19 protein-coding genes are annotated in these 25,505 nt (G+C 60.9%); 7 read left to right on the top strand and 12 right to left on the bottom strand.

Features of this window, described 5'->3' with window-relative positions; translation table 11 throughout:
• Positions 1-3 precede the first annotated feature (3 nt).
• Positions 4-777 carry a glutathione S-transferase N-terminal domain-containing protein gene (locus ABYM29_RS05700; RefSeq protein WP_372863242.1) on the bottom strand — a complete coding sequence of 258 codons (774 nt, stop codon included), beginning with the start codon at positions 775-777 and terminating at the stop codon, positions 4-6.
• A 152-nt stretch (positions 778-929) separates the two neighbouring features.
• On the opposite strand from ABYM29_RS05700, the gene ABYM29_RS05695 reads away from it, so the two are divergent.
• Positions 930-1,955: an AraC family transcriptional regulator gene (locus ABYM29_RS05695; protein ID WP_372863239.1), complete on the top strand. Its 1,026-nt coding sequence runs from the start codon at positions 930-932 to the stop codon at positions 1,953-1,955.
• Positions 1,956-2,197: 242 nt separating this feature from the next.
• Positions 2,198-4,570, top strand: a complete 2,373-nt coding sequence (locus tag ABYM29_RS05690) for an FAD-binding protein (protein WP_372863236.1) — start codon at positions 2,198-2,200, stop codon at positions 4,568-4,570.
• Between the two features lie 134 nt (positions 4,571-4,704).
• Here the strand turns inward: ABYM29_RS05690 and ABYM29_RS05685 are convergent, their stop codons facing one another.
• From ABYM29_RS05685 to ABYM29_RS05670, 4 genes are read right to left on the bottom strand one after another with little or no spacing between them, the layout of a single operon-like run.
• Positions 4,705-5,385, bottom strand: coding sequence for a DUF2894 domain-containing protein (locus ABYM29_RS05685; protein WP_372863233.1), 681 nt, complete (start codon positions 5,383-5,385; stop codon positions 4,705-4,707).
• The gene (locus ABYM29_RS05680; RefSeq protein ID WP_372863229.1) at positions 5,382-6,050 is read right to left on the bottom strand and encodes an OmpA family protein; all 669 of its coding nucleotides are present in this window, start codon (positions 6,048-6,050) and stop codon (positions 5,382-5,384) included. Before ABYM29_RS05680 ends, ABYM29_RS05685 begins: the two co-directional genes overlap by 4 nt.
• The gene (locus ABYM29_RS05675; protein WP_372863226.1) at positions 6,047-8,161 is read right to left on the bottom strand and encodes a hypothetical protein; all 2,115 of its coding nucleotides are present in this window, start codon (positions 8,159-8,161) and stop codon (positions 6,047-6,049) included. The genes ABYM29_RS05680 and ABYM29_RS05675 overlap by 4 nt, the downstream gene beginning before the upstream one ends.
• Positions 8,158-8,964 (bottom strand): DUF3348 family protein, encoded by an 807-nt coding sequence (locus ABYM29_RS05670; RefSeq protein ID WP_372863224.1) that lies wholly within the window; start codon positions 8,962-8,964, stop codon positions 8,158-8,160. Before ABYM29_RS05670 ends, ABYM29_RS05675 begins: the two co-directional genes overlap by 4 nt.
• Before the next feature lie 285 nt (positions 8,965-9,249).
• Between ABYM29_RS05670 and ABYM29_RS05665 the strand changes: the two genes are divergently transcribed.
• Together ABYM29_RS05665 and ABYM29_RS05660 are read left to right on the top strand one after the other, a co-directional pair.
• Complete coding sequence (locus ABYM29_RS05665) at positions 9,250-10,053, top strand: class III extradiol ring-cleavage dioxygenase (RefSeq protein WP_372863221.1); 804 nt, start codon at positions 9,250-9,252, stop codon at positions 10,051-10,053.
• Positions 10,044-11,498: a hypothetical protein gene (locus ABYM29_RS05660; RefSeq protein ID WP_372863218.1), complete on the top strand. Its 1,455-nt coding sequence runs from the start codon at positions 10,044-10,046 to the stop codon at positions 11,496-11,498. Before ABYM29_RS05665 ends, ABYM29_RS05660 begins: the two co-directional genes overlap by 10 nt.
• Before the next feature lie 61 nt (positions 11,499-11,559).
• On the opposite strand, the gene ABYM29_RS05655 is transcribed toward ABYM29_RS05660, so the two are convergent.
• On the bottom strand, positions 11,560-14,427 hold the full coding sequence (locus tag ABYM29_RS05655) for a hypothetical protein (protein WP_372863215.1): 2,868 nt from the start codon (positions 14,425-14,427) through the stop codon (positions 11,560-11,562).
• 281 nt (positions 14,428-14,708) lie between these two features.
• Here ABYM29_RS05655 and ABYM29_RS05650 point away from each other — a divergent pair, with 281 nt between their 5' ends.
• Complete coding sequence (locus ABYM29_RS05650; protein ID WP_372863214.1) at positions 14,709-15,971, top strand: NADH:flavin oxidoreductase/NADH oxidase family protein; 1,263 nt, start codon at positions 14,709-14,711, stop codon at positions 15,969-15,971.
• A 9-nt stretch (positions 15,972-15,980) separates the two neighbouring features.
• On the opposite strand, the gene ABYM29_RS05645 is transcribed toward ABYM29_RS05650, so the two are convergent.
• Positions 15,981-17,012 (bottom strand): esterase/lipase family protein, encoded by a 1,032-nt coding sequence (locus tag ABYM29_RS05645; protein WP_372863211.1) that lies wholly within the window; start codon positions 17,010-17,012, stop codon positions 15,981-15,983.
• Between the two features lie 267 nt (positions 17,013-17,279).
• On the opposite strand from ABYM29_RS05645, the gene ABYM29_RS05640 reads away from it, so the two are divergent.
• Both ABYM29_RS05640 and ABYM29_RS05635 read left to right on the top strand, forming a co-directional pair.
• Entirely contained in the window at positions 17,280-19,367 is a 2,088-nt protein-coding gene (locus tag ABYM29_RS05640; protein ID WP_372863209.1) for an LruC domain-containing protein, read from the top strand.
• Positions 19,368-19,379: 12 nt separating this feature from the next.
• Positions 19,380-19,877 carry a hypothetical protein gene (locus tag ABYM29_RS05635; RefSeq protein WP_372863207.1) on the top strand — a complete coding sequence of 166 codons (498 nt, stop codon included), beginning with the start codon at positions 19,380-19,382 and terminating at the stop codon, positions 19,875-19,877.
• A 69-nt stretch (positions 19,878-19,946) separates the two neighbouring features.
• Here the strand turns inward: ABYM29_RS05635 and ABYM29_RS05630 are convergent, their stop codons facing one another.
• The 5 genes from ABYM29_RS05630 to ABYM29_RS05610 all read right to left on the bottom strand — a co-directional run.
• Positions 19,947-20,885: a D-Ala-D-Ala carboxypeptidase family metallohydrolase gene (locus tag ABYM29_RS05630; protein WP_372863204.1), complete on the bottom strand. Its 939-nt coding sequence runs from the start codon at positions 20,883-20,885 to the stop codon at positions 19,947-19,949.
• Between the two features lie 2 nt (positions 20,886-20,887).
• Entirely contained in the window at positions 20,888-22,429 is a 1,542-nt protein-coding gene (locus ABYM29_RS05625; protein WP_372863201.1) for a murein L,D-transpeptidase, read from the bottom strand.
• Between the two features lie 174 nt (positions 22,430-22,603).
• Positions 22,604-23,464, bottom strand: a complete 861-nt coding sequence (locus ABYM29_RS05620) for a PA4780 family RIO1-like protein kinase (RefSeq protein ID WP_372863199.1) — start codon at positions 23,462-23,464, stop codon at positions 22,604-22,606.
• A 112-nt stretch (positions 23,465-23,576) separates the two neighbouring features.
• Entirely contained in the window at positions 23,577-24,476 is a 900-nt protein-coding gene (locus ABYM29_RS05615) for an NAD-dependent epimerase/dehydratase family protein (protein WP_372863197.1), read from the bottom strand.
• A 74-nt stretch (positions 24,477-24,550) separates the two neighbouring features.
• Positions 24,551-25,505 (bottom strand): hypothetical protein (locus ABYM29_RS05610; protein WP_372863195.1); only part of this gene is annotated, 955 nt, incomplete at its 5' end.

The following is a 25,505-nucleotide window of genomic DNA, read 5'->3' as shown; positions in this document are numbered from 1 at the left end:
CCGCTACGCCGCCGCGTAAGTTTCCTGCAGATAACGCAGAATATCGGCGGACTCAAACATCGCGGCACCGCTGTTGGGGTCGACGAGGTAAGGCACCTGACTGCGCCCGGTCAGCTCCCTCAGCCGGCGGCGGTTGTCGCTGGTGATCGGCGCATCGGGAAACCACTTGGCGCGCACAACCGGGGGGCCCATTTCCTGCCAACGCGACTTGCCGAAATTGCGCAGGCGATAGGGAATTTCCAACTCGCTGAGCAACTCGCGTACCGGCCGTGAATAGGGGCTGGATTCAAAGCTGTACAGTTCCAGCGGCACTACCGGTGCCCGCGACTCCCTGGCATACATGCCCCGCGGCTTCGGCACTGAGCGCAATGCCGTGGCCGACAGCGAACTGGCCATCTGCAACTGACGACGCAAGCCGCGCGGCGCCTGCTTAGCGCCACCGCCGTATTCCGCGTAGAGGTAGTCAATAATATCGGCCGACTCCAACAGCACCGCCTCGGTATTGGGATCAACCAACAATGGAAATTGGCTGGCGCCGCTCAAATCGATGGCCGTACCGCGAAAACGCAGCCCGCCCTTCGGACAGGGATAGATCATCGCATCGAGGTCGAGCTCGCTCAGTACTTCGCGTACCAGCCGACAAAACGGACAGCCCTCGTACTCATACAACTCCAGTAATTTCTCCGGTTTTTTCGCCGCAGCGCGAAACGCCATGGTGCCGCGCCAGGCGCGACTGGAACTGGCCAACAGGGAACTGCCAAGGTCGAGGGCTTTCATCTTAACTCTCCAAACGCCAAGCTCAGCGCTAGCGGTATACGAATATAAAAATGCCAAACAGCGCGTAGCATTGCCAAACAAGGGGCACAATAATGCCCATAGCGCCCCAGCGCAAACCACAATAACAACAATACATGTACCAAGGATGTCACATGCCACGCCATACACCCGAGCAGGGCCTTATTCCCCTCTACAGTATTATCACCGCCGTAAACCAGCTGCTGCGACTGGGCCTCAGCGCCGAGCGCTTGCTGCGCGGCACCGACATCTCGGTGGCGCAACTCACCACCGACCGCAGTTGCCGGCAAATCCTGCCCTTTGCCGAACTGATGCAGATCTACCGCAACGCCCTGGCCGAACGCCCTGAGCCCGGTTTGGGGCTGCGCGTCGGCCAGTGCTGTGGCGTAGGCGTATACGGCCCGGTGGGCTTTGCCATGCTGTGCAGTTCCACCGACATCGACGCCGTCAATATCGCCCTAAAATACCAGCGCGCCATTCTCGGCAGCGAGGTTGGTATCGCCCTGCGCGTAGAAGGCGAACTGGGCGTGATCCGCGTTAGCGAACGCCTGCCCACAGGCCCCTTGCAAGTGTTCTACCTTGAACAATTTCTCGCCGGCTTTTTGCGTTTTAATGAATTGCTCGCCGAACGTCCCAGCCAAGTCTGTGAGATTCGCCTGGCCTACGGCGACCCCGGCTACCGCCACTTTTATGAAAGCACCTTCGGCTGCGCCGTGCGCTTTAACTGCCGGCATACAGAAATCATCTTCCGCACCGACATTCTCGGCCTGGCACTGCCCAATGCCGACCCAGTCACCGCACGCGCCTGCGAACAGATCTGCGACGAGCTACTGAGCCAGTTCGAGCAGCAAGGCAATGTCAGCGCCCAGGTTCGCCAACGGCTGCACGCCCAGTGGCAGGCACAACCCAGCATGGACGACATTGCCGGGCAGCTGGGCTGCGATGCCCGCACCCTGCGCCGCCGGCTCGACCAAGAAGGTAGCAGCTTCCGCGAGATCAAAGATCAACTGCGGCGCGAGCTGGCCATCGGCAGACTGCGCAGCAGCGATATTAGTATTGGCGACCTCGCCCGTGAATTGGGCTTTGGCAACCAAGCCAGTTTCCGCCGCGCCTTCCAAAAATGGACCGGGCGCCACCCCGGCTATTACCGCGGCAGCTAAACCGGCAAATTATTTTAAATAACCCGCGCTGTCCGCTTTGAGCCTGACAAGCAGCTCTGCGGACAACGCCCTTCCCGGTGGCTGACCGCTGGCGCCAGCAGTCGCACAAATTCGGTCAAAAATGGTTTTTTTACTATTTAAAACATAGCATTACCAACTTTGACAGCCACGAAGAAAGGCCTATATTTTTCGGCTATCGACCCCGGGTCGAGACCATAACAGCCATAATAAGAGCCTCTGCCATGATAATAAAAACCCGACCCCATTCCCTGCGGACACTGCGCCTGCTGCTGGGCAGCGTCTTGCTCAGCAGTCCAGCCATCGCCGATTACTGCCCCGGCGCCTCCTACTTGGCGACCAGTTGTCGCGACGGCGTATGCCGCGCCGATGCCGGCGAAAATGCCAGCAACTGTCCCGAGGACTGCGCCGACAAAAGTACGCAACTCATGGCCTACTACACCCAGGCGGCAACCTGTCCTCCGACTAACATCTACGAGCCCGGCTCAGTGAGCCAGCTGCAGGACACGATCCGCAGCATTGTCAGCAGTGGCCGCAAGGTGAAGCCGGCCGGCACCAGTCACTCGGCCACCGACATTATCTGCGCCGACAGCAATGGCGATGTAGTGCGCTCCAAAAACTTAACAAATATTGGCCCGGTCGAGGCCTTTGAAAGTCACCCGCTAACCGTTGAAGTGGAAGCCGGCGTTAAGTTCCAACAGCTTCAGGAACATTTGCACGGCCTTGGCTACAGCCACGGTCTGGCCAGCACCGGCTACGGTGGTATTTCCATCGGCGGCGCCGTCGCGACCGGTGCCCACGGCTCGTCACTGCTGGGCTCTTCGACCATCAGTTCCTATGTCGTCGCCCTCGATGTAGTCGGTGCCGATGGCAACATCACCCGCTACAGCGAGGCAACCACCGGCCAAAGCGACCCCAACTTGTGGAAGGCACTGAAAACCAATCTCGGCCTACTCGGCTTTGTCGCCCGACTGCGACTCAAACTCGAGCCGCAGTTCAATATGCACGTCGAGGTGAAGTACACCGATGAAAACAGCTTTGTAAATTCCGCCACCGGCGTCGCCGACACCGTGGCCGCTTGCGACTATGTTTTTTTGAACTGGTTCCCCGGACAAGACAGCGTGCAATATCTGTGCGGCACGCGCAGCAATAACAGCGTAGACAGCCCTTTCGCGCAAAACCGCCTGTTCACCCCCGACGTGTCGCAATCGGAGTCGGACTTTGCCCCTAACGGCTTACAACTGGCGATGTGCGACGACAATCTTAAATGCGATATTGAAGCGCGCAGGGTCAGCGACTACCAAAACTCACCGCCGTTGGTGATCACCAACAACGCCACCCCCGATGCCGAGGCCGTGTCTCGCCACACTGCACTAACCGGCTATTCACATCGCATGATTACCCTGCAAGCCGAGGTCTTTCATCGCAAAAACCCAGAGTTCACCCAACTGGAGTACGAGGGCGCGATGCCCATGAGCCAGATTCAAGCGGCGGTGCAGTACCTTAAATCCGTCTACGATCGCGATGACGTTTGCCAGCCCCTTATCGGCACCATTATGCGCTTTGATCGCGCCGACGACGGTCTGCTGATGTCAGCCAATCACGCGCGCAGCGGCGTTGCCAACAACGAACAAATGGTCCACCTGGAATTTGTCGAATTTTGGGGCTATGGCCTAGACGACGGCGGCTTAGAACAGTGGGTAAGCACTCCCTACAGCGAGGTGATTAAGCACTTGGTCAACAACTTCAACTACTGGCCGCACTGGGGCAAAAACGATGAGTGGGTCTTCACTCATCCCGCGGTGAAGGCGCGCAATGCCGGCGAGCGCAGCCTGTTTAATCAGGCCATCGCCAGCCTAGATCCCTACGGCGTATTTTCCACCGCCGCGTCGCGACGCAATGGTTTTTCGTCACCCAAGGAGGGCCAGAATTTCGCCAGCTACTACTACGGCAACTGTGCCAACCTCGATAGTGACGGCGACGGCATTAGCGATTGCACAGACCGCCTGCCCAACGACTATTCGGGCGTCTACGCCCGTATCGATGACGATGGCGTAGGCAGCGGCACTTGCAATGTTGCCGACAGCTGGAGCGAGATGCGCAGCAACTTCGGCACCGACCAACAACAGCCGATGCGCGCCGGCTGGGACTACGAGTCCAAGAACCACTCCTACCACGCCAGTAGTTTCAACTGGGATCCGGTCTGGCCGGCCAGCGGCGGCCGTTCCTGGGAGGTACTGATGTCTGCCGAATTCACCGCCGACGCCGCCGGCCGCTACTGCTTTAGCCAGGACAATGGCTCCACTGGCACCGGCATCGCGCAGGGCTGGAACGCCTGCTCTCAAGTTTGGGTGAATAAAAATATCGCCGCAGAGGTCGGCCACGACAGCGCCCTGCTTCGCCAAAGTTGTGTCGACCTAGCTACCAACCAAACGATCCGACTCGATCTGTATAACCGCCATCACAATGCCAACCTGTCGCGCAGTTTTATTTCCCGGCCGCGCTGGTGCTTTGGCGGCCAGGGCGACTGCACAGCGGATCGCAAGTTCGAACAAAATCAGCTGAAGGCGATTTCTCACTGGGATCTGCCTCAATAGGCCCGGCACTCAATCACCTCAGCCTGCCGTGCAGGAGGCCATTCACGGCCGGCGATTTCACGCCGGCCGCAGTATGCGCTGCCACCCTCGCCAATCATTCGACAACAACAGTCGCAAAACCTCGTCGACCAAGGTTAGCGACGCAGTTTTTTCCGCCCACCTTTTTTACTCTTGGCATCGTCGCTGCCAGCCAGACTTTCCAGCCACATCAGGGTGTCCAGATGCACCACGAATTGCTTGGCGTATTCGGGCGAATAATCGCGCATCGCGCTGAGTGAGCGAATAGCCAACATCTGAGGATTGAGCGGACCGGGGTCTTCGGGGGCATTGGCGATCGCGCGGGCAATGCGCTGCTCAATAGCGACTTCGCGCTGCCGGCCACGCAACAGTCTAGTGGCACGCAGTTCACGCAACGGTGGCGGCGCACCGAGCACATCGTCGGCAACCCCCAGCAAATGCAGCTCTTGCTGGCGCATCTGCGCCGATACCGCCGACAGCGCTGCCGCATCCGCCGCGCCCTCCTCGCCATCCAGTACAGCGCGCAGCGCCCGCACAGCCTGCGAGCTGTTCCCTGGCGGAATACAGCGCTCGGCGGCCGGCTGCTCGGCGCCACAAGCCGGCCTTGCCGCTAGGCTCTGGCGATAGTCGGCCAGCACCGCCGTGGCGCGCTCGACCAGCTGCTGCTGCAGCGCCGGTCGCTGCTGCGCTGCGCGACGCAGCAGCGCCTGCACAAAAACCAGCTTCGGTGCGTCGCCGGGCAGTGCCTGCGCCTGCAGTTCACCCAGTGCGGCGTTCAAGCCCGCCAGCGTCGTCATGGCGCAGCTACCGGCTCGTTATTGTCGCCGGCTATTCCCTGTCCCGCGCGTGGCACCGGCGCCATTTCCACTCGGCGGTTAAGGGCTCGGCTAGCCGCGTCGCGGTTTGCCACCACCGGCTGTTCGGCGCCGAAGGCGGCGGCAAACACCATTGCTGGCGGCATCCCCGCATCAATCAGCGCGCGGGTGACAGTCAGCGCTCGCTGCGCCGACAGTTCCCAATTGTCAGCAAACTGCAAATTGCCCTGCTGAATCGCCAAGTCGTCGGTAAAGCCACTTACCATAAGCAGCTGCTCGTGCTCACTGAGGTAAACCTGCAGTGGCGCGATCAAGCTGTGCAACAATTCCCGCCCCTCGTCCTGCAGCTGCGCAGAATTGAGCGAAAACAGTACGCTGCCGCTGATACCAATACGGCCGTCGCGCAGCGTCACCCGACCACTGGCCAGCGGCGCCGCCAGAGCATCTTCCAAGGCCAGGCGGCGCTGCTGCTCGGCCTGGCGTTTTTGCACTTCCTGCTCGAGGGTTTTCGACAACTCCAGTTGAAAGCCCAGCGCCCAAATCAGCAACAGCACAAACACGCCCACCAGGCCGGTCATCAGGTCGCCAAAAATCGCCCAGATAGGCGGTTCCTGGTCCAGCCCCGCATCCAGCTCGGCGCGACTCACGCTGACGCCTCGTCGCTCATATCCAGTTCAAGCTGCTCGGCCTTATCGCTGAGCGCCTGCAGGCGGCTGAGAATTTCCTGCTGAGATACCAGGTTGTGGTCGATAATTTCCCGCGCCTGCGCCACGTAGTAGGCCATCTGTTCGTCGCTGCGCGCCGTGCTGTCGGTGAGCGCGTCGCCAATACTGCTCAACGCCCCCTGCAGCTCGCCACTGCTGTCGCCAAACTGCTGCACGGCGGCGCCAAAGGCCTCACCCAAGCTGGCCAGCTCGACCGCGCTGCCACCGACATGGTCCACCAACTCGGCAAGCTTTTCAGCGCGGGCATCGACGCTGTCGGCGAAATTCGCCGCGACCTTATCCATACGCTCGCCAGCCGCCGTCATCAAACCGGTAACCGCTTCGCGCTGAGCCTCGGTCGACTGCTGCAGGCTATCGGTCAGTGCCGCTAAATCCGTCATCAACTGTCGGCGCTCGTCCAGCAGGTCGTTGTCGCGCTCGATGTTCTTCGTCATTTCTGCGCGCAACTTCTCCATCAATTCGGCAGCGACACGCGGCGTCTCCGACGCGGATTCGATCAGCCTCGCCAACGGCGCTTCCAGGCTCTGCCCCAGCGTGACCAGGTGTTCGCCGACGGCGGCCTGCAGGGTATCGAGGCGCTGCACCGCCGCCGCGCCGCGCTCGGCCTCCTGGTCGCGCAAATGCTGCAATTGCTCGGCAAGCCGGGCACTGAGCTGGGCATTGCGCTCACGAAAATCAGCCTGCCACTGCGCCTCGGCCTCGCGACGCTCGGTCAATTGCTGCTCGGCATTGCTCAGCAAGGCCTCAACCGCCGCCTGAATCTCGGCGCCGCGTTGGCGTGCATCGTCAGCCAGCGTGGCGGCACTGCGCCCCAGCAGTTCCTCGGCCGCGGCGAAGGCCTGTTGCCAGCGATCAAGTCGCTCGCCCTCGACACGCTGCTGCTGCTCGCTGGCCAGCTCAAACCCTTGGCGCCACTCGGCCAACACCGCCGCACTGCCCTCTGTAAGCTGCTCAGCGGCCTGATTGAGGCGGGCGTCGACACTGGCCAGCAACTCGCCATTGCTGCGCTGCTGGGCCGCCACCGCCTGCTGCCAGCTGTCGCCAATACGGCCGCTGATGTCGTCGAACTGCTTGGCTGCAGCGCTTAGCTGGGCGGTAGCCGCCTCGTGCAACTGACCGTGGCGCTGCTGCAGATCCTGCTCAATACCGCCGAGCAGCTGCGCAACCACTGGCTTAATACTCTCTCCCGCCTGGCGGCCGCTGTCGGCCAAACTGCTCTTCAATGACTCGCCCACCGACTCGGCCAGCTGCTGATAGGCCCCGTGTAACTGCTGGTGAAAGGCCTGCTGATTGCTATTCAACTGACTGCCCAGAGCCTCACCCATCGCAGCAATGCGCTCGGCTAACACCGTCAGCTGCTCGGCGACCGCCGGCAGCGCCTGAGCCTGCTGTTGCATGGCGGCATAGGTTTGCTGGCGGTTGTGGGTCAGTGAATAATCCTTAAACCGGCTGTCGCGCTGAGTATCCAGCAGCCGCGATGCCGCCACCCGGTCGCGGCGACTCAAGGTAGAAATAAAGCCCAGCATCGCCGAAGCCGTCACCCCGGCCACCGAGGTGCCAAAGGCCAGCCCCAGACCGCGAATCGGCGCGGCCAGCCCGGCGCGAATGGCCTCCAGCTCACTGCTGCCCTCCAGCGCCATCACCGCGCCCTTTAAGGTATCGACCATGCCAATAAAGGTGCCCAGCAGACCGAGCATCACCAGTAAGCCGACTAAGTAGGGCGTGAGTACTGGCGCCGGTAAACCGACGTATTCGCCCTGAATGCGCTGGCGCACCACGTTGGTCAGCGACGCCGGCAACTGGGCCAGCCAGTTTTCCAGCTCTGCCGGCGGTTGCCTGTCCGCCAGTGCCGCATTGAGGCCCGCCGTGGCCTGCTGATAACGCCACAATTCGACAAAGCCGGCAACATAGGCCAAGGCGATTAACAGGGTGACGGTGACCGCCAGGCCATTGCCGCCGATAAAACCGCTGCCCATCCAGACAATTACCAGGGCCCCCAGGGCAAAGGCCGCCAGGGAAAAAATTCTTGTCATGCTATGTCCTCATTGTGCGCGGCCACTGTGGTATGCGCGCCCTGCTCTGCTTCCAGAGCCTCTAATAAGCCCTGCGCTGGCTGCAGCCTCAGTGCCAGCTCGGCCAATAGCAGGCTCTGCATATCCTGATGAAATTGCGCCAGCCAACCGCCGGCCTGCAGCCACTGCTCGGCGCCGTCGCTGTCAGCACTCTCGGCCAAGTGCTGCCGATGGGCTTCGCGCAGGCCAAAAAAATGCTGTGCCAACAGTTTCGGAATCACCGCCAGACCGCGGCGACTGTAGTCGGCCAGACTGTCAGCCAGGGTGGCATCCAGCGCTGCCAGCTTGGCCAAAGTATCCGAACGGCGACTGAGCACTTTGCGCAGCTCGGCTCTGAGCGCCAGTATACGGTGGTCCATCTCACTTTGGTGCAGGGCGTAAAAACGCTGGTAGGGCTGATAGCCAGCGGCGTCTTCGCCAAAGGTATCGGCATTTGGCGCCGGTAGAATAAAGCTGGCCCGCCCCTGCGTAACGGCGTCGGCATCCAGGGTAAAACTGCTGCAGACGGCATTGATAATTTCAGCACGGCAAGCCATAAACCGCTGCCGCGGCTCAATGCCGGCACTGTCGGCGGGCTGGGCCGTCACCCGGCGCAAGCCCCGCAGCGCCTCAGACAGGGTAATAGAGCCCGACAAGTCGATCAGCTGCCCCAGCTTGTCGGCAAAATCGCGAGCTGGCATCGCAGTCGTCGCCAAGCCCAATTCCGCTAAGAATCGGCCCAATCGCGAACTGTTTATTGGCGCATGCTCTACTGCCTTGGGCATATAAACCTATAATGACCGACCGCCGGCGATAACACGGGATGACTGAGAACGACCATGAACGGCGACCCAAAATGGGGCGGTCGCAGCAACCCAAGATGGCGTTTCTGAATGGCGTTTACGGCTGCATTTTTGCGTTTCATTATCGCCATTTTGCCAGCGGATTCAACACGCGCCGCCGGCTGGCGGTATGGCCGGGGAAATTCCCGAGCAAAATACCCGATGTTTTCTGCCAGACACGGCCGCCATAATCCCCTACCATCAGCACAAGTTTTGCAGGAGGACAACATGAGCAGCCAGCCAAACGGCGCAAGTATTTTATTTATTCCTCACGGCGGCGGCCCGCTGCCACTGCTCGGCGATCCCGGCCACGCCAAGCTGGGCGCCTTTTTGCGGCGGATGGGCGAGCAACTGCCGCGCCCCGAGGCCATCGTGTTGATCAGTGCCCACTGGGAAGCCCCGCAAGTACGCTTGACCGGCGGCGCCCACCCGGAGCTGATCTACGACTACCAGGGCTTTCCCGAAGCCGCCTACCAGCTGCGCTACCCGGCACCCGGCCAAGCCACCCTGGCCTGTGAGCTGCAGCGCGCCCTCAGCAGCGCCGGCATCCCCGCCCACCTCGACGCCGGCCGCGGCTTTGACCACGGCATGTTTGTGCCGCTGGCACTGATGTATCCCGATGCCGACATTCCGGTGGTACAAGTCTCGCTGCTCAGCAGCCTCGACGGCGCCGAGCATGTCGCGCTGGGGCGCGCCCTGCAGGCGCTTCGTGAGCGCCGCCTGCTGGTACTCGGCAGCGGCGCCACCTATCACAATTTGCAGGCCTATTTCGCCGGCACTATGGACCGCCGCGCCCACGCTGACTTCGAGCAGTGGCTGCACCAGCGCTGCTGCGACCCGGCGCTGAGCGACGACCAGCGCCAAACCGCACTGGCCAACTGGCAACAGGCCCCCGGCGCCCTGCACTGCCACCCCCGCGCCGAACACCTGCTACCGCTGCAGGTCTGCGCCGGCATGGCCAGCGGCCCGGCACAGCGGGTATTTTTCGACGACATTATGGGTGAGCCCAGCAGCGCCTTTTTATGGCAGTGAACAACCGCCGCAGCCTGCTGTTAGCCGCTGGCCTGTGGACCAGCGCCGAACTGCAGGCCCACAGTTTTGCCGAGGTAGTCACCCTGCCGCTGCCCTTTTGGCTGTACGCCTGGGGCAGCGCCGCCGCGCTGCTGCTATCGTTTTTACTGCTGGCCCTGCTCGGCGGCCAGCCCTCCCCCTGCCGCGCGGGGCGAGACGTGGGCCAACACCGGCTCATCCGACTGCTGCGCGCCAGCCGGCTGAAACCCCTGTTGCAACTACTCGGCGTTGCCGCGCTGCTACTGTGTATTGCCACCGGCCTGTGGGGCAATCGCAGCCCCTACGGCAACTTCAATATGACCTTCTTCTGGATCGTCTTTCTGCTGGGCTTCAGCTACGCCAGCGCCCTGCTCGGCAATTTTTACGCGGCGCTAAACCCCTGGCGCAGCCTCTGCGCGGGCGTCAACGCGCTGCTGCCTGCCTACGACCGCCCGCGCTTACAGTGGCCGCACTGGCTGGGCTACTGGCCCGCCCTCGCGTTGTATATGGGGCTGATCTGGCTGGAACTCCTCGGCCCCGCCAGCCCCTACGCCCTGTCCACAGCATTGCTGGGCTACAGTCTGCTGAACCTGGTAGCGGTAGCGATGTTTGGCAGCGACCAATGGTTTCGCTACGGCGAGTTGTTCAGCGTGCTGTTTGGCCTTCTCGCCCAGCTGTCGCCAGTGGATTATCGGCCGGCAAGGCGCGGCGGCGCCGGTCACTGGCGACTGCGCCGGCCTCTTACCGGCCTGCTGACATGGCGCGTCAGCCACGTGAGCCTGCTGGCGTTCATTCTATTTATGCTGTCATCGACCGCCTTCGACGGCCTGCACGAAACGCTCATCTGGAAGAAGTGGTTCTGGCTGGAGCTTTACCAACAGCTGCTGCGCGAATTCAGCAGCGCCAACCCCCTGGCGGCGTTTCCGCAAATGCGCCAATGGTTTGTGTACTGGCAAAACAGCTGGCTGCTGCTGTCGCTGGCGGTCTACCTGGTGGCCTATCTACTCGCCCTCATGCTGGGCCGATGGCTGGCCGGCGGCCGCTCGCTGCGCGAGCTGGCCCTGCACTTTGCGCCCGCCCTGCTGCCTATCGTCCTGGTCTATCACTTCGCCCACTACTACACCCTGATCCAAACCCAGGGCGTCAAAATTGTCAGTCTGATCTCCGACCCCTTCGGCCGCGGCGACAATTTTTTTGGCACCGCGCAGTGGCTGCAGCGCCAGCTGCTGCCAGACACCACCACCGTGTGGCATGTGCAGCTGGCCAGTATCCTGCTGGGCCATATGGCCAGCGTATGGATCGCCCACCGCCTGGCGCAACGCTATTACCGAACACCGCGCCAGGTGGTGCTCAGCCAGTTGCCCATGCTGGTGCTCATGCTGCTGCTGACCACTGGCGGCCTGTGGATATTGTCGCAGCCGCGCTAAACCGCGAACGACAGCCATAAAAAAGCCCGGCCGGGGCCGGGCTATTCCTTTGCCGTACGCCTCAGGGTACGTAATCTCCCTCGGGCGGCGCCGGCCGCAGAATACCGCCCGGATTGGTCACGCCGCCCTTGCCGCGAATCGCCGCAGCGGCGGCCTCGGTAAGCGCCCAAGTTTGCAGAAACGCCTCGGCGGAGTTAAACAGCTGCCGGGTCTGCTGCGCCGGGTTCTCGCTGTCCAGCACCACCTCTTTAACAAAGTCGGCCAGCATGCCGTAGTGGGCATTGCCATCGACATCTTCGTGCCAGGTGCGCTTCACCTCACCGTCAATACTGCGGCTAGCCGGCTGCAGGAAGCTGATCGGCTGGGCGGCATTAAATTCGCTCAGGCTGGTAAAGGGTTCGCCGTCAAACAAGGTGAAGGGGTACTGGATGGGATTTTCGGGGTTATCTCGCGGCCGGGTCTGACTCGACAAGCCGTTGGTGTCGGTGCCGTAGCCAAAGCCAAACAGCAGCGGCTCCTTACCCTGCTCGGCACGCTTGGCCATCGCGGCGGTATAAATGCCAAAAGTCTCGCTCATATCGGCGCGAAAACCCGCGCTGGAACCGTTGCTTGGGTAGAGAAAACCGCCATTGGCCAACAGCCGCGTCGCCTGATCGTTGGTGATGCCGCCGAAGGTGCCGTGGGTCGAGACAAAGGGGTAGGCCGGTTCCTGAGCCTCGGCCAGCTCCAGCGCCTGGGTCTTCATGCCCACCGCCATATGATCCCAGTCGAACACAAAGCCCATTTCCATCATTTTGCTGTAGGTATAGAGGCCGGCGGCGGTCATCCAGCGCGCGTTACACTGGCGAACATCCGCCGGATAACAGGGCGTGCTGCCACCGGAACGGCCACCCTGCCCGGTGGGGATACAGGCCGGCTGCCGCAAATAGTTCTGCGTACTACCGCCGTTATTGCTCCACAAATAGCCGCTAAAGCCCTCGGTCTCGCCCTCGATAGCACAATCATAAGTCGTCCACCACTCGCCCGTGGCCAACTCGGTGGTGGGCATATTGTCGAGGACTTGCCGCAGTTGCTCCTCATTGGGCTCACCGCTAAAGAATGTCTGCAGCTCGGCAATATCGCCCGAGGGAATGCCGCCGCTGTTTTCGCGGTTACCCAAGTTCAGTAGTAGGCCGTCAAAAATCCCATTGCCACCAAAGGCATTGTCAAACTCGTGGATGGAGATAATCTGTCTCACCCCCCAGTCGTGAACGCGCTGCATCTGCGTCAGAATGGAATTAACCTTGCCCTCTTCAGTGGTGCAGTCGTAGCTATTTTCCTGCGGGTTGCTGTTATCCGCGGGCTCGTCTTCCGGCCCGAGTTGACGCGCCGGATTGTAGTTCAGCTTGCAGTTAAACAGATTGGAAATTTCAATGCCCAGCACCACGGCGATTTTGCCGTCTTCGATCACCGAGCGCGCCTCGCTGGAGTCGTGAACAATCTGGAAAAAACCCTTGCCGGGACCGCCGTACTGGGCGTCGATATAATCTTCCATGGCGTACATGGTGCCCGCCTGACGACCGGCGTTATTCATCGGATTGCAGTCCCTGTTGGGCTCGCCCAGCGCATTGCGCTGCAGCTCGCAGAGGGTTTCATTGTCAACCAAGTCGTTGACCACCACACGCAGGCCACCGGCCCAGGCGCGCTCCAGCCACTTCCAATAAATCGCCTCGTGGGTCAAATTATCCCGTGAGGGCCAGTCACTAAAGGTCGGATAGCCATCGGTCGCGTGGCCATCTGTATCCTGGCCGTAGGCGCCGCCCAGCAGGTCGCCAAAGCCGTTGGGGCCATGCCGCCCCTGGCAGTTACCCAGTGCGTGTTCAACACCAAATTTATGAAAGGGGTAACCCCAGTGCGCCCCACCCAAAAACTCGGTCGCGCTGATATGCACATGAACATCAGCGTGGCCCAATACCGTGCCATCGGGCTGGGTCCCCTTGAACGGCTCGCCGACGAAATTGCTTTCGGCTTCCGGGAAACTGGCGCAGCCCGTGGTCGCTTCAAAACTAAAACCGTCGAGATTGCCCTCGGCATCGGCCGCGGTTTGCAGCGCGCCGCTATCGTCGACGACCAGCTCACTCTGGGCGGCATCTGAGGCTATCGTAAAGTCCACCGAACGCACAAAGGGGTCTTGAAAGCCGCGCCACAGGGCAACCTGCTCCGGCGTGGGCTCCTCATTGTAAGCGGGCGTTTGCGGGTAGGCCGTGGCGTCGCCAACCGCCACCACCGTCCACTCGGCATTATCCGTCGCCGCAGTGGTGCTGATATTGGTCAAACTGCCGTCGCCGGCCGCCGACAGCAATTCGCGACTGGCACTGTAAATCATGTATTTACCCAGCGCCGTCGGCTTTAGATAGAAGGGCTCGGCAGCGCCGAGGTCGGTCGCCGAGGCGCGGTAGCCGCTGCCGTCGGCCACCAGATACTGGCCACTGCCGGTGGCCTTAATGGCCCAGCAGGCATTGGCCATGGTGTAGCGATCCAGTCGGCTGTCTTCGTCGTTGTCACCGACGCCGTCACAGCCGTCGTCGGCCAGATCAATCAGGCCATCGCCATCGTTATCGAGGCCATCGTCGCACTGCGGCGGCTGCAGGGGATCGGTCTCGCTGTCGTCGGCCGCAGTGGCACAGCCCGGATCCGCGAGATCCACTTTGCCGTCGCCGTCATTGTCCACACCGTCACTGCACTGAGTCACCACAGTAATATCGGTCTCATCGCGGTCGCTGCTGCTTGAGCAGCCTGGATCGGCGGGAAAATCGACGAGCTGGTCGCCATCATTATCGACACCATCGGCACAGGCCGCAGCCGCTGCTGACGGGCTGGAACTGCCGCCGCAACCGGCTAACAACACTGCCAGCGCGACCCCAGTAAGTAGGTAAACTCGAAATAACATCTGCGCTGCTCCCGCCATCACTATTATTGTTTAGTTACCGCACACCACGCCCACGGCAAACACGACGCGCTTGCCTGGCCATCATGTTCACTTTCAGCGCCGACAACAATTGGGGGATGTGCGGAGACCAGCACCCTCAGCGCGACACATCATAGCGCTACCGCGCAATAGTGCGCCAATTCTAAACGCTTCTTAATTCACCATTTTCGTCCACAAGGCTACACTGCTAACGCCCGGGGCCACAAACGCCGCAGGCTGTCGACCACACCAGGAGCCTTGCCATGCCTCAACTCAGCGACCCTCTCACCCTGCCCTGCGGCGTCAGCCTGCCCAATCGCTTGCTCAAATCGGCCATGACCGAAGGCTTGGCTGACGAACACGATCACGCCACTGAGCGACTGGCCCATCTCTATCAAACCTGGTCGACGGGCGGTACAGGCACTCTGATCACCGGCAATGTGATGATCGATCACCGTTTTTTGGAACGACCGGGCAATGTGGTGATCGACCACAACGGCGGCGAGGACAAACTGCGACACTGGGCCAACGCCGGCCAAGTGGCCGGCAATCAACTGTGGATGCAGATCAACCACCCCGGCCGCCAGTGCCAAAAACTGGTCGCCACTCAGCCCCTGGCGCCCTCCGACATCGGCATCGACCTGGGAGGCATGTTTGGCAAGCCCCGGCCGATGAACGAAGCGGAGATCCAGCGCGCCATCAATGGCTATGCAAGGGTGGCCGGCGTGGCCAAAGACACCGGCTTTAGCGGTGTACAGATTCACGCCGCCCACGGCTACCTGATCAGCCAGTTCCTGTCGCCGCTGGCCAACCGCCGCAGGGATCAGTGGGGCGGCAGCTTGGAAAACCGCGCGCGCTTTTTACTTGAGGTGATTCGCCGCTGCCGCGAAGCCGTCGGCGCCAGATTCCCGATCGCCTTGAAACTGAACTCTGCCGATTTTTCCAAGGGCGGCTTCAGCCACGACGACAGCCTGCAGGTTGCGGCCTGGGTATCAGCGGCGGGTATCGACTTACTGGAGATTTCCGGTGGCACCTACGAAAAGCTGGCACTGATGGGCGACCGCGAGGACGGCGCCGCCGCCAGTCGGGCGCGAGAAGCCTATTTTCTGGACTACGCCAAGGGCATCCGCGAGGTCACCGACATTCCACTGGCGGTCACCGGCGGCTTTCGCAGCTACAGCGCCATGCAGGCCGCGCTGGATAGCGGCGCCATGGATGTGGTGGGCATCGCCCGGCCACTGTGTATCGAACCCGATGTTAAAGCCCTGCTGCGCGGCGAAAAAACCGGCTTTCGCGCCTGGGAAAAACAACTGCGTATCGGCCCCGGCTGGCTCGGCCCCAACAGCCCCAACCGCACCCTGCGCACACTGAACTTCGGCTTGGCCACGCAGTGGTACTACCAACAGATTATCAACCTCGCCGACGGCAAACCCCCTGTGGAAAACACCGGATTACTGCGCCGCGCCGCCAAACACATGATCGGCGAGCGCAAACTGGCAAAACGCCGGGTGGTAAACGGCCGCTAAACCGCCGCGCTATTCCGACACCACCGACTGCGCATAGGGCTTTAACGGCGGCTCTTCAGTGGTCAGCGACAAATCGGGGAAGCCCTGGGCGCCCTGGCTGGCAAACACATCGAGAAAATCGGTGAGCAGGCTGGGCGACAGCACCGGCTCTGGCAGGAAGGGCAGCAGACCGCAGATCTCGCTACCGGCGCGCTGCGGATTTGCCGGGCCGGGGTGGGCCAGGGCATCCAGCACCAGCTCAAAAGTCGCCCGATCGCTCAGACCGATGGTCGCGTGCTCGACGATTCGCCCCGGGCAGACGTCTTGAATCAGGATATTGGCCACTCTGGGGTTATCCTGTTGCCAGTCCAGCGCGGCCGTGGGCTCAGGGGACACCGGCTGCACCAGCTCATCAAACTGGGTGTAGATATTCGTGTAGTCAATCTCACCCGGCGTTTCATCCTCGCTGTTCAGCGCCTGCATATAGTTGGAGTCGATGCGGAACTGGAAAAACACCGCCGGCACCGGCTGACCAAAACCACTGAACTCGGCAAACTCCAAGCCGTGATTGGGCGAGGCCAGCAAGACCATGTCTTCAACCTTCTCGCGCAAGCTGGGCCACCAGCGCAGCGCCCAACGCGGCCCCATGCCGCCCTGACTGTGACCGACAACAGACACCTTGCGGCCGCTATCGGCAATCTGATCAATGGCATTGACGATGTATTCTGCGGAAATTTGCGCATCGCCCAAGCCGCGATCCGGATAGGTCACGATGCAGACATCGTAGCCCTGCTCCAGCAACAGCGGCTCATAGTTCCAGCTCCACTGCTCTTCGCCGTGGGTAAAGGTGCCGTGCACCAGCAACACCACCGGCCCGGCCTGGGTGAAGGGGTTGCAGACCAAGGCCTCATTCAAGGCCGAGGTCTCAGTTTCAAAACCCGGCTCGGACAGCCCGTCACCGGCCGGCGAGCTGGCGGAGCCGCCGCCACAGGCCGTCAACAAAACGGCGCACAGCCCAGCCAGCAGCGCCTGTCCGCTAAAATATTTGTGAGAGTGGAGCATCTATCATCCCTATCAGTTGATGGCCAGCGGCCATGCTAACGATTTAGCCTGGTATGGTACGGCACTTTCCCTGCCCATCCATCTAGCTGCGTCGCAATTCAGCACTGGATCACCCTCGTGACCCTTCGCCCAGCGCGCCGCACATCGCCTCGCAAAATGCGAAAGCAATCTTCCAAAAATCATAAGTTATTGTAATGCATAGAATTATTTTTGGCACAAGTCCTGCTCTACACAAAGCAACAACAACACAGTGCAGGAGCACGAGACATGAGAACCTCTTCTCTACTACTGGCCACCGTCCTGGGCGGCACGTCAGCGGTGTACAGCCAGGCCTTTGACAGCTGCCCTCAGCAGGCCTTTCTCATTCAGGACGCCGACGCCCAACTCTACAACATCGAATTGTCCACCGGCTTTTACCGCAATGCCGCGCCGTTGGGCTGGACCGATATGGAACTCAACGCACTGGCCTTTAGCACCCACGACCAATATCTCTACGCCCACAACCACAAGCTCAACAGCATTGTGCGCATCGACCGCCACTACGGCGTGGAAGTGATGGCGAGCACCGCCGACGTGAATTTTGTCGCCGGTGACGTTGCCCTTAATGAAAATGCCTACTACCTGTATCGCAGCGGCGGCGACAGTGACGGCCTGTTCCGCATTGCCCTGGATCCCGCGGCCAGCGACTACCTGCAGACAAGCCAGGTGGTCAGCGGCAAAGTCCTGGACCTGGCGATCTACGACTTTGCCTTTCACCCCTTTAATGGCCTGGCCTACAGCGTCGACAAAAACGGTGTGTTGTGGAGCATTGACGTGCAAACCGGCACGGCGGTATCCCAGGGCAATATTGGCATCAACGCCTATTTCGGCGGCGCCTATTTCGACGTCGACGGCAAGCTTTATGTCGCCAGTAATAACGATGGCTATATCTACCAGGTGGACACCAATGCCCTAAGCCCCAGTGCTCAACTGTTCAGCTACGGTCCATCGTCTAACAACAACGACGGTGCGCGCTGCGCCCAGGCCCCGGTCGTGCCCGGCCAGCAGGCCAACAGCGACTTCGGCAATGCACCGGACAGCTACGGCACTAGCTTTGCCAACAACGGCGCCCGCCACGGCGAAAGCGAGCTGTTCCTCGGCGCAGAAATCAGCTACGAACCCGATGCCTTCAGCTGGTCGGGCAGTGAGCGCAATGACAACAACGACGGCGTCAGTTTTATCAACAATGTCACGCCCTACCAATACACCTATTTCCAAGTCACCGCCTCAGGCGACGGTGAGCTGAACATATGGGGCGACTGGAATCAGGACGGTGTCTTTGACGACAGCGAGCACATCATTGCCGACAAATCGATTAACGCCGGCACCTCGCTGCTGCACTTTAAAGCCCCCAAGGAAACCCTGACCGGCCAAACCTGGATACGCGTGCGCCTGAGCTCGCCCGACAAGGTCGGCCCGACCGGCGGTGTGAGCGACGGTGAGGTCGAGGATTACCTGGTGGATGTCGACGCCATGAACACCCTCAGCAGCTACTACCCCGCCTCTAATCGCTATGCCACCTTGGCCTTCGAAGACAACTGGCCGCTGCAGGGCGACTACGACATGAACGACGTGGTCATTAAGTATCGCCTGAAAACCGTCAGTGTAGACGACGGCCTCACCGCCGTGCGCATCCAGGGGGAAGTGGTGGCCATGGGCGCCAGTTACCACAATGGCTTTGCCTTCCGTATTCCCGGCCTGCCCAGCAACCTGGTCGACGAGGCGCTAACCGTATTAACTATCAACGGGGTACCGCAGTTAGGCTCACCACTGGAAGCCGGCCGCCTTGACGCCACGGCCATCATTGCCGAAGACCTGCACGACTACGTGACCAACGGCGAATCCTGCAAGTACTACCGCACCGAAGATGACTGCAGCTCGGGGATTCAGATGACATTTCAGCTGGACATCGCCGTGCTACCCGGCCTCAAGGCGGATGATATCGATGCCTTTCCCTTTGACCCCTTCCTGTTCGGCAGCGAGGGACACCCCCGCAGCTATGTTTTCGGTGAGGCTCCAGGGCGCCGCTTTGAAATTCACCTGAAAGACAAAGCCCCGACAGAAGCCTTCCAAGCCAACTTCTTTGGCCGTGGCGACGATGCCTCGGACCCCGGCCGCGACGAATATTTTGTCAACGCCAACGGTATGCCCTGGGCGCTAAATATTCCCTACGACTGGGAGCACCCCGTGGAATATATGGACATTAAATTTGCCTACCCCAAGTTCCATGAGCATGTAACGTCTGGCGGCAGCGCCGAACGCGACTGGTACAAATCCCAGCGCGCCATCACAAGAAACCTCTACAAAAATCGCTAGGAGAATAAGACGATGAAAACACCCATGACCCTGAGCACGGCACTGATCCTTGCCACCCTGACTGCCTGCGGCGGCGGTGGTGGTGGCGGTGGCGGCAGCGCCGCCTCTGCAGAGACGAGCAATAGCGCGCCCAGCAGCGACAGCAGCACCGCCGTCGCGGCCACACCCAGTGAAGCCGCCACCACCTCGGAGCTGGTGGTACCCGCTGGCTTTGATATGGAGCAAGACTACCTGCTGACCATTAACGCCAATGCCGCCGACTTCGGCACCGACAGCGCCTACCTGTCGATATGCAGTAACTTCAGCGAAAACGAAGGCCGCTATAACGTCGACTTTTCCAGCTGCATCCTTAAAGCGACCTTTGCACCGGAGATTGAACGCAGCCTGCAAATCCCCAACGATGTGGAAACACTGGTTGCCGCCGTGTTCTTTCTAAATGGCGAAAGTGAGCCGGTCTTCAGCCACTGGCAGCGCTCGGGTGACAGCAAGGAATACTGGCGCATTCGCTAAGCTCGCAGCGCAAAAAAAAACCAGCCCCTGAACAGGGGCTTTTTTGTGTCTGGCTATCCCGCCCGACTATCAATGCCCCCAGCGCGCCCGATAGCCCCGCGAATCGACATGAACAAAGGGACCGTGACTGGCGGTGGCGCCGTATTCGCCCAAGCCGCCGCGATGAGGCCAGCCCTGCTGCCGGCTGAGCTGCTCGACCAGCGAGTAGAGAAACGCGGCATCGCGCTTGTCCACCCGGCCGTCACCATTGAGGTCATCCATCACCCCATCGCGGGGCGATTCGTCGATATAAAAATCCGCCGCGCCGCCATACACATGACGTGAATACTGGGTTTTATTGCCGATGGCGCGATTGTAATACGGCGTGCGGTAACCGCTCATAATGACGAAACTGTCGCTGCGAAACCCCCGTGCATTGGTCTCCTGCAATATCCGCTCAAGCTTCAACAGCAGCTCGGGGCGCAGCACTACATATTTGTTTCGCCCGCGAGTCTCCTGCTTGCAGATAAACTGGCCGAGGGTGAAATGGGGCGACACCGGGGTAGCGAAGTTTTCCGGCGTGACCTCGACAAAGCCCCGCGGCGGCAAATAGCTGTCCAACCCACGCATGGGTGTCTGCGGGTAGCTGCCTATGCGGTACTGACCCAAATAGCCGTTTTTTACCGCGCTTGCCGGGTGCATCACAAAGGCATTAATCAACATGCGGCGATTGTTGGCGGCGCGCAGCTCCAGTGGGTACAGGCCGGGAGTAGCGGGCGCCTGCCACTGCCACTCCAGCGGCGACAGCTGCGCCAGCTCACCGGCCGCAATGCTTACCTCGCGCACCGACGCCGAACGCAGCCGGGTTTTTTCGCCGGGCAGTACGTAGATCGCCAGCGTGCGGTAGTCGTTGTCCACCCCCGCCAGTGATACCGTAAAACCGGCCTTGCCCTCATCAAAGGCCTGCTGCGCCAGCAGCGGCGGGCTGGCAATCACTATCGCCGCTATCAGTAACTGCAATATCTTCATTATCAGCGCCTCGCGGGGGGTTGATTGAGCGCAGCCAGCACCCGCCCATCGCGCTCGTAAATATCTTCAATAAAGCGCACGCCATCGCCTTCCTGATTGGCCACCGCCGTCCAGTACAGCAGGTGAACCGGAATGCGCTGGCGCAGATTGACCGAGGTTTCCTTGCCTAGCGCCAAAACACTGTCAATGCGCGAGCGCGGCCAGTCGCCATTGCCCGCCAACACCCACTGGGCCAAATCGACCGGGTCTTTTACGCGTATGCAGCCCGAGGAAAAGTCGCGCCGGGTTTTGGCAAACAGTTCACGCGACGGCGTGTCGTGCAAGTACACCTCGTGGGCATTGGGAAACATAAATTTCACCGCCCCCAAGGCATTGCTCGGCCCCGGTTTCTGGCGCAGGCGGAAGGGAAAATGCTTGGCGCTGTACTGGCGCCAATCAATCTTTGAGTGGTCGACCACTTTACCGTCGCCGCCCAGCAGCTGATAGCCGAGACGGTCAACCAGCGTTGGATCGGCTTGGAACTTCGGCAAAATATCTTTTCTGGCGAGTTTGGTCGGGGTTTCCCACCAGGGATTCAATACCAGATAAGACATAGTGGCAGAGAACACCGGCGTTTGGCGGTAGGTACGCCCCACGACCACATCGTGCACATCGGTAATGTCCGCTCCCTGATGCACTTCCAGCTGGTAGTCGGCGATATTGACGCGGATATGCTTTGCCCCCAAGTCATCGGGCAGCCAGCGCCAGCGTTCCAGATTCACCCGCAACTGCTCGATGCGATCGCCGGGACTGCGGTTTAACTCGCGCACCGTCGCCGGCCCGACAATGCCGTCCGGCTCGAGGTTGGCACGTCGCTGGAAGCGCTTGAGCGCGGCGACCAGCTCGGCATCGTAAACCTCCGCCTCAGCGGGCGCATCATAATACGGCAGGTCGCCACCGCGCTGCAGGCGGGCCCGCAAGGCCGCAATACGCGGCGAGCGCGCGCCCGGCTTCAACAGTGCGCCATCGGCAACCGTGGGCCAGCTGCCGCTGTTGTCGACCTGCCGGTAGTGCTGCAACGCGGCTTTGAGCAGCTGATAGCGCGGCTGGCTGGGCAATAACTCGCGCAACGAGGCGCCAATATCCTGAGTTGCCATGGCGCGCTGCAAATGCGCGACCAAGTCCCGCTGGCGGCCCTTCGCCGTCCAGTTCACCTCAATAGACACCGGGTCCAGCTTGCCCGCCAAAAAATGTGCCGCCAGGCTGAGGTAGGCGTCGCTGGCCAATACATCGCGCTGCGCCGCGGGCGTATCGGTCGCGGCAAGCGCGCGGTAGTGGTAGTCATCTGGGCTCAGCCCTTCCGCCGCACTGCCTTCTACCGCCAGCAACAGCTGCTGATAGTGCTCGCGCGACCACAGGGCCTGCGGACGCTCGCCGTAGAGGCGCGCCACCGACACCGGCGCGTTGAGTGGCAGCTGCGCAATAGCGCGGGCGAGGCTGTCCCCCGGAGCCGCCCCCGCCAAGGCACTGAAACACAACACACCAAGCAGCAATAAGTAACGCACGTTGCACATCCCCAAAACCCGTTATCCGTCCCAAGCCGTCACCGCCTGAGACCGCCAAATCCGCGATAAATTCGCCGGCAACAAAAAGGGGGCCGCGCCCCCTTTTTGTCTTTGCTGTCAGTGTAGACCAGCGTGTAATGGCTCGCCGCAATGGCGACTCAGGCCACCTAAAAGCTAATACCCATCTTCCTCGGCCTCGCGGGCGCGGCGCAGCTTGTCTTCCTGCTCAGCCATGGCCGCCTTGATTTCTTCCAACACGGTATCGACATCGGCAAGCGCGGCGTCATCGACAAATTCGCCTGTCAGCGTCAACTCGGGATGCAATTCGCCCTCTTCGAACAGCGCCCACATCTCTTCACCGTAGCGGCTGTGCAGCAGTTCGGGGGCGTATTGGCCGTAATAGCTATTCATGTTCTGAACATCGCGCAGCAGCATGGCGCGGGCGTTATTATTGGCCGCTGCATCCACCGCCTGGGGCAGATCAATAATCACTGGGCCGTAGTCGTCGACCAGCACATTGAACTCGGAAAGGTCGCCGTGAACCAAGCCGGCACAGAGCATGCGCATAATATCGTGCATGATGTCCCGGTGGTCTTCGCGAGCCTGCTCGGCCGACATCGACACATCGTTCAGCCGCGGCGCGACGCCGCCCTCGTCATTGCTGACCAATTCCATCAGCAGCACGCCGTCAAAGCAGCCGTAGGGCTGGGGCACGCGCACGCCGGCGCGAGCCAGACGGTAGAGGGCGTCGACCTCGGCGTTTTGCCAGACTTCTTCCTGCAACTTGCGACCGTAGCTGGAGCCCTTCTCCATGGCCCGGGCGCGGCGACTGCTGCGCTCCTTGCGACCCTCGCGGTATTGCACCGCTTTTTTAAAACTGCGTTTGGCCGCCTCTTTGTACACCTTGGCACAGCGAATGGCCTCGCCGCAGCGCACCACGTAAACAGTGGCTTCCTTGCCACTCATCAATTGACTGATGACCTCGTCAACGATGCCGTCTTCGATCAGTGGCAGTAGAGCTTTGGGGGTTTTCATAGCGCCCTCGGTGGCGGGGCCGTGGTCAACGGCCCAAAAATTGGCCCCCAGTTTAACGCGCCCGGCGGTATCGCGATATTACCTGTGTGCGATTGTCGTGAATTAGGCCGGACTAGCCGGCGGCGGCCACCATTTCGGCCATCAGTGCGCGGATGTCCTGAGGCTGGTATTGCAGCACGTCCAAGTCCTCGGGCTGGTAATTTACCGTCGCCCCCGCGCCGGCAAACATAATGGCATTGGGCAACATCGGGTGGTCGTCATCTCGCACCTCGAGCTGCCGGGGTTTGCCAACCGCCGCGCACCACATTTCCAAATAGTCTTTCCAACTGAGGTTATCGCCGCCCAGCAAATACGCCTTGCCGCCTTCACCGCTGGCCAGGACATTCGCGGTAATCTGGGCGATGGCATAAGAGCTGATATGGTTGCTGCCGCCCACCGGGGCAAACAGTGGCAGCTCAGGCAAGTCGCCGCGCACATAGTGCAACAGCGCTGACAAATGGGGAATCTCCAAACCGGGGATATAGCCGAGTACAAAGGGCGCATTCAGACTGCATACGCGAAAATCGTCCGAATTCAGTGCGCGCACGGCGACATCGGTGTTGTGCCGAGAGGTAACATAGGCACAGTGGCCCACGCGATGCGGCGCCACCTGGGGATAAAATGTGCCGATATACACTGCCCGATGCAGCCCCGCCGCCTTGGCCGCCGCAAAGAAACGCGGTACCGCCTCGTCGTTATACCTGGTGTAAAACGCCTCGGGGCTGATAGAGCCATCCTGCGGCAGCGCGCGAATATCCGCCGCGGCCGCAAATACCAAGCTATCAAACCCCTGCAGGCGACCATCGGCGCAATCGTCATTGACATAGTCAGCCGCTAAGAAATCCAAGGCAGCCAGCGGCGGCGCGGTGGGCGGCTTGCGCGCCATGATGGTTACCTGATGCCCCTGCTCCTGCAAATACAGGGCAATTTCACCGCCAATCAGTCCAGACCCACCAACAACTAATACCTTCATGGTTACTTTCCTCATTATTTTCCGCGGTGCAATAGGCACCGCCATCATTCAAACCGACTCAAATATTCGGCACCTTAAAAGACTCTGAAACGCCGCTGTACATGCCGCTGACGCTCGGCGATAGCTGAGCGCCGCTGCGCCGCCGTCACCCTGGGGGTATCCGCTGGGAAACAACTGGCAACTTCGGCAAAAGGCAGTTTCCTGGCAGTGATCGTTGGCCAGTTCTCCTCGTCGGGCAGCGTCGTATAGGCCCAGCGATTAGAGAGATAGCCGCGGCGCAAACCCGTGGTATCAACCCAGTTAGGCAGCCCCGGATCGCGATGGGCCACCACCCAGCGCTGCACGCCATCGGCACCGATAAACATCTGAAAGCCGTTCAGGCTGCTTTGGTGATTGGCGTAGTCCGGCGACTCGCCCCAGAGATTGCTGAGGTGCAAACTGCTGTACACCGGCTCACCGCTGTAACGCGCCTCAATATACAGCGCCTCGTCGTCAGCCAGGTCGAAAATTCCCCCCGCGTAAATATTGGTACTCATGCCGCCGCCGGTATCACCCGAGGCGGCATTGGGACGATTGTAGCCATTCACCGGCATGAAATAGCGGCCCTCTTCCTGGTGACGGCCCTGGCTATTGAGAATACGGTCGTAAAACGCCAGCCAAAAGTGCATCTGCCCGCGAACTATCGCCCCCATTTTTTGCAACTGCCGCGCCGCGCGGCCGCTGTCCAGCGGCGCTGGCTGGCGCCCCTCGGTATGCAGCGCGGTAATAGTGAGCTGCGCGGCCTCCTCTCTAGACCAGTCGTAAAACAATTGCCGGCCGCTAATATAATCGGCGTAGCGCGCAGTGCCGGCCGGGGCGCGGCTACTGGGCGGCTTGCGGGTGCAAATAAAATTACCGTTGTAGCCCTGCGGTTTTTCCGGCCCCAACAACAACTCCAGCTCACCGTTTTCGCCGACCAGTAAACTTGAGCTGTCCAAGCTGCCAAAGCCCGTGCGACTGCCCGGCGCCAACTCCCGCAGGTCGCCCGTG

It is taken from the genome of Spongiibacter sp. (assembly GCF_041602295.1).
Classification (GTDB): Bacteria; Pseudomonadota; Gammaproteobacteria; order Pseudomonadales; family Spongiibacteraceae; genus Spongiibacter.
The sequence above is the reverse complement of the archived record's forward strand: the minus strand, read 5'-3'. Positions and strand labels throughout refer to the sequence as shown.

What these genes read in the sequence shown, in the direction of transcription:
- ABYM29_RS05700 (WP_372863242.1), bottom strand. Translation starts at nt 777, where the DNA reads ATGAAAGCCCTCGACCTTGGCAGTTCCCTGTTGGCCAGTTCCAGTCGC.
- ABYM29_RS05695 (WP_372863239.1), top strand. Translation starts at nt 930, where the DNA reads ATGCCACGCCATACACCCGAGCAGGGCCTTATTCCCCTCTACAGTATT.
- ABYM29_RS05690 (WP_372863236.1), top strand. Translation starts at nt 2,198, where the DNA reads ATGATAATAAAAACCCGACCCCATTCCCTGCGGACACTGCGCCTGCTG.
- ABYM29_RS05685 (WP_372863233.1), bottom strand. Translation starts at nt 5,385, where the DNA reads ATGACGACGCTGGCGGGCTTGAACGCCGCACTGGGTGAACTGCAGGCG.
- ABYM29_RS05675 (WP_372863226.1), bottom strand. Translation starts at nt 8,161, where the DNA reads ATGACAAGAATTTTTTCCCTGGCGGCCTTTGCCCTGGGGGCCCTGGTA.
- ABYM29_RS05670 (WP_372863224.1), bottom strand. Translation starts at nt 8,964, where the DNA reads ATGCCCAAGGCAGTAGAGCATGCGCCAATAAACAGTTCGCGATTGGGC.
- ABYM29_RS05665 (WP_372863221.1), top strand. Translation starts at nt 9,250, where the DNA reads ATGAGCAGCCAGCCAAACGGCGCAAGTATTTTATTTATTCCTCACGGC.
- ABYM29_RS05660 (WP_372863218.1), top strand. Translation starts at nt 10,044, where the DNA reads ATGGCAGTGAACAACCGCCGCAGCCTGCTGTTAGCCGCTGGCCTGTGG.
- ABYM29_RS05655 (WP_372863215.1), bottom strand. Translation starts at nt 14,427, where the DNA reads ATGTTATTTCGAGTTTACCTACTTACTGGGGTCGCGCTGGCAGTGTTG.
- ABYM29_RS05650 (WP_372863214.1), top strand. Translation starts at nt 14,709, where the DNA reads ATGCCTCAACTCAGCGACCCTCTCACCCTGCCCTGCGGCGTCAGCCTG.
- ABYM29_RS05645 (WP_372863211.1), bottom strand. Translation starts at nt 17,012, where the DNA reads ATGCTCCACTCTCACAAATATTTTAGCGGACAGGCGCTGCTGGCTGGG.
- ABYM29_RS05640 (WP_372863209.1), top strand. Translation starts at nt 17,280, where the DNA reads ATGAGAACCTCTTCTCTACTACTGGCCACCGTCCTGGGCGGCACGTCA.
- ABYM29_RS05635 (WP_372863207.1), top strand. Translation starts at nt 19,380, where the DNA reads ATGAAAACACCCATGACCCTGAGCACGGCACTGATCCTTGCCACCCTG.
- ABYM29_RS05630 (WP_372863204.1), bottom strand. Translation starts at nt 20,885, where the DNA reads ATGAAGATATTGCAGTTACTGATAGCGGCGATAGTGATTGCCAGCCCG.
- ABYM29_RS05620 (WP_372863199.1), bottom strand. Translation starts at nt 23,464, where the DNA reads ATGAAAACCCCCAAAGCTCTACTGCCACTGATCGAAGACGGCATCGTT.
- ABYM29_RS05615 (WP_372863197.1), bottom strand. Translation starts at nt 24,476, where the DNA reads ATGAAGGTATTAGTTGTTGGTGGGTCTGGACTGATTGGCGGTGAAATT.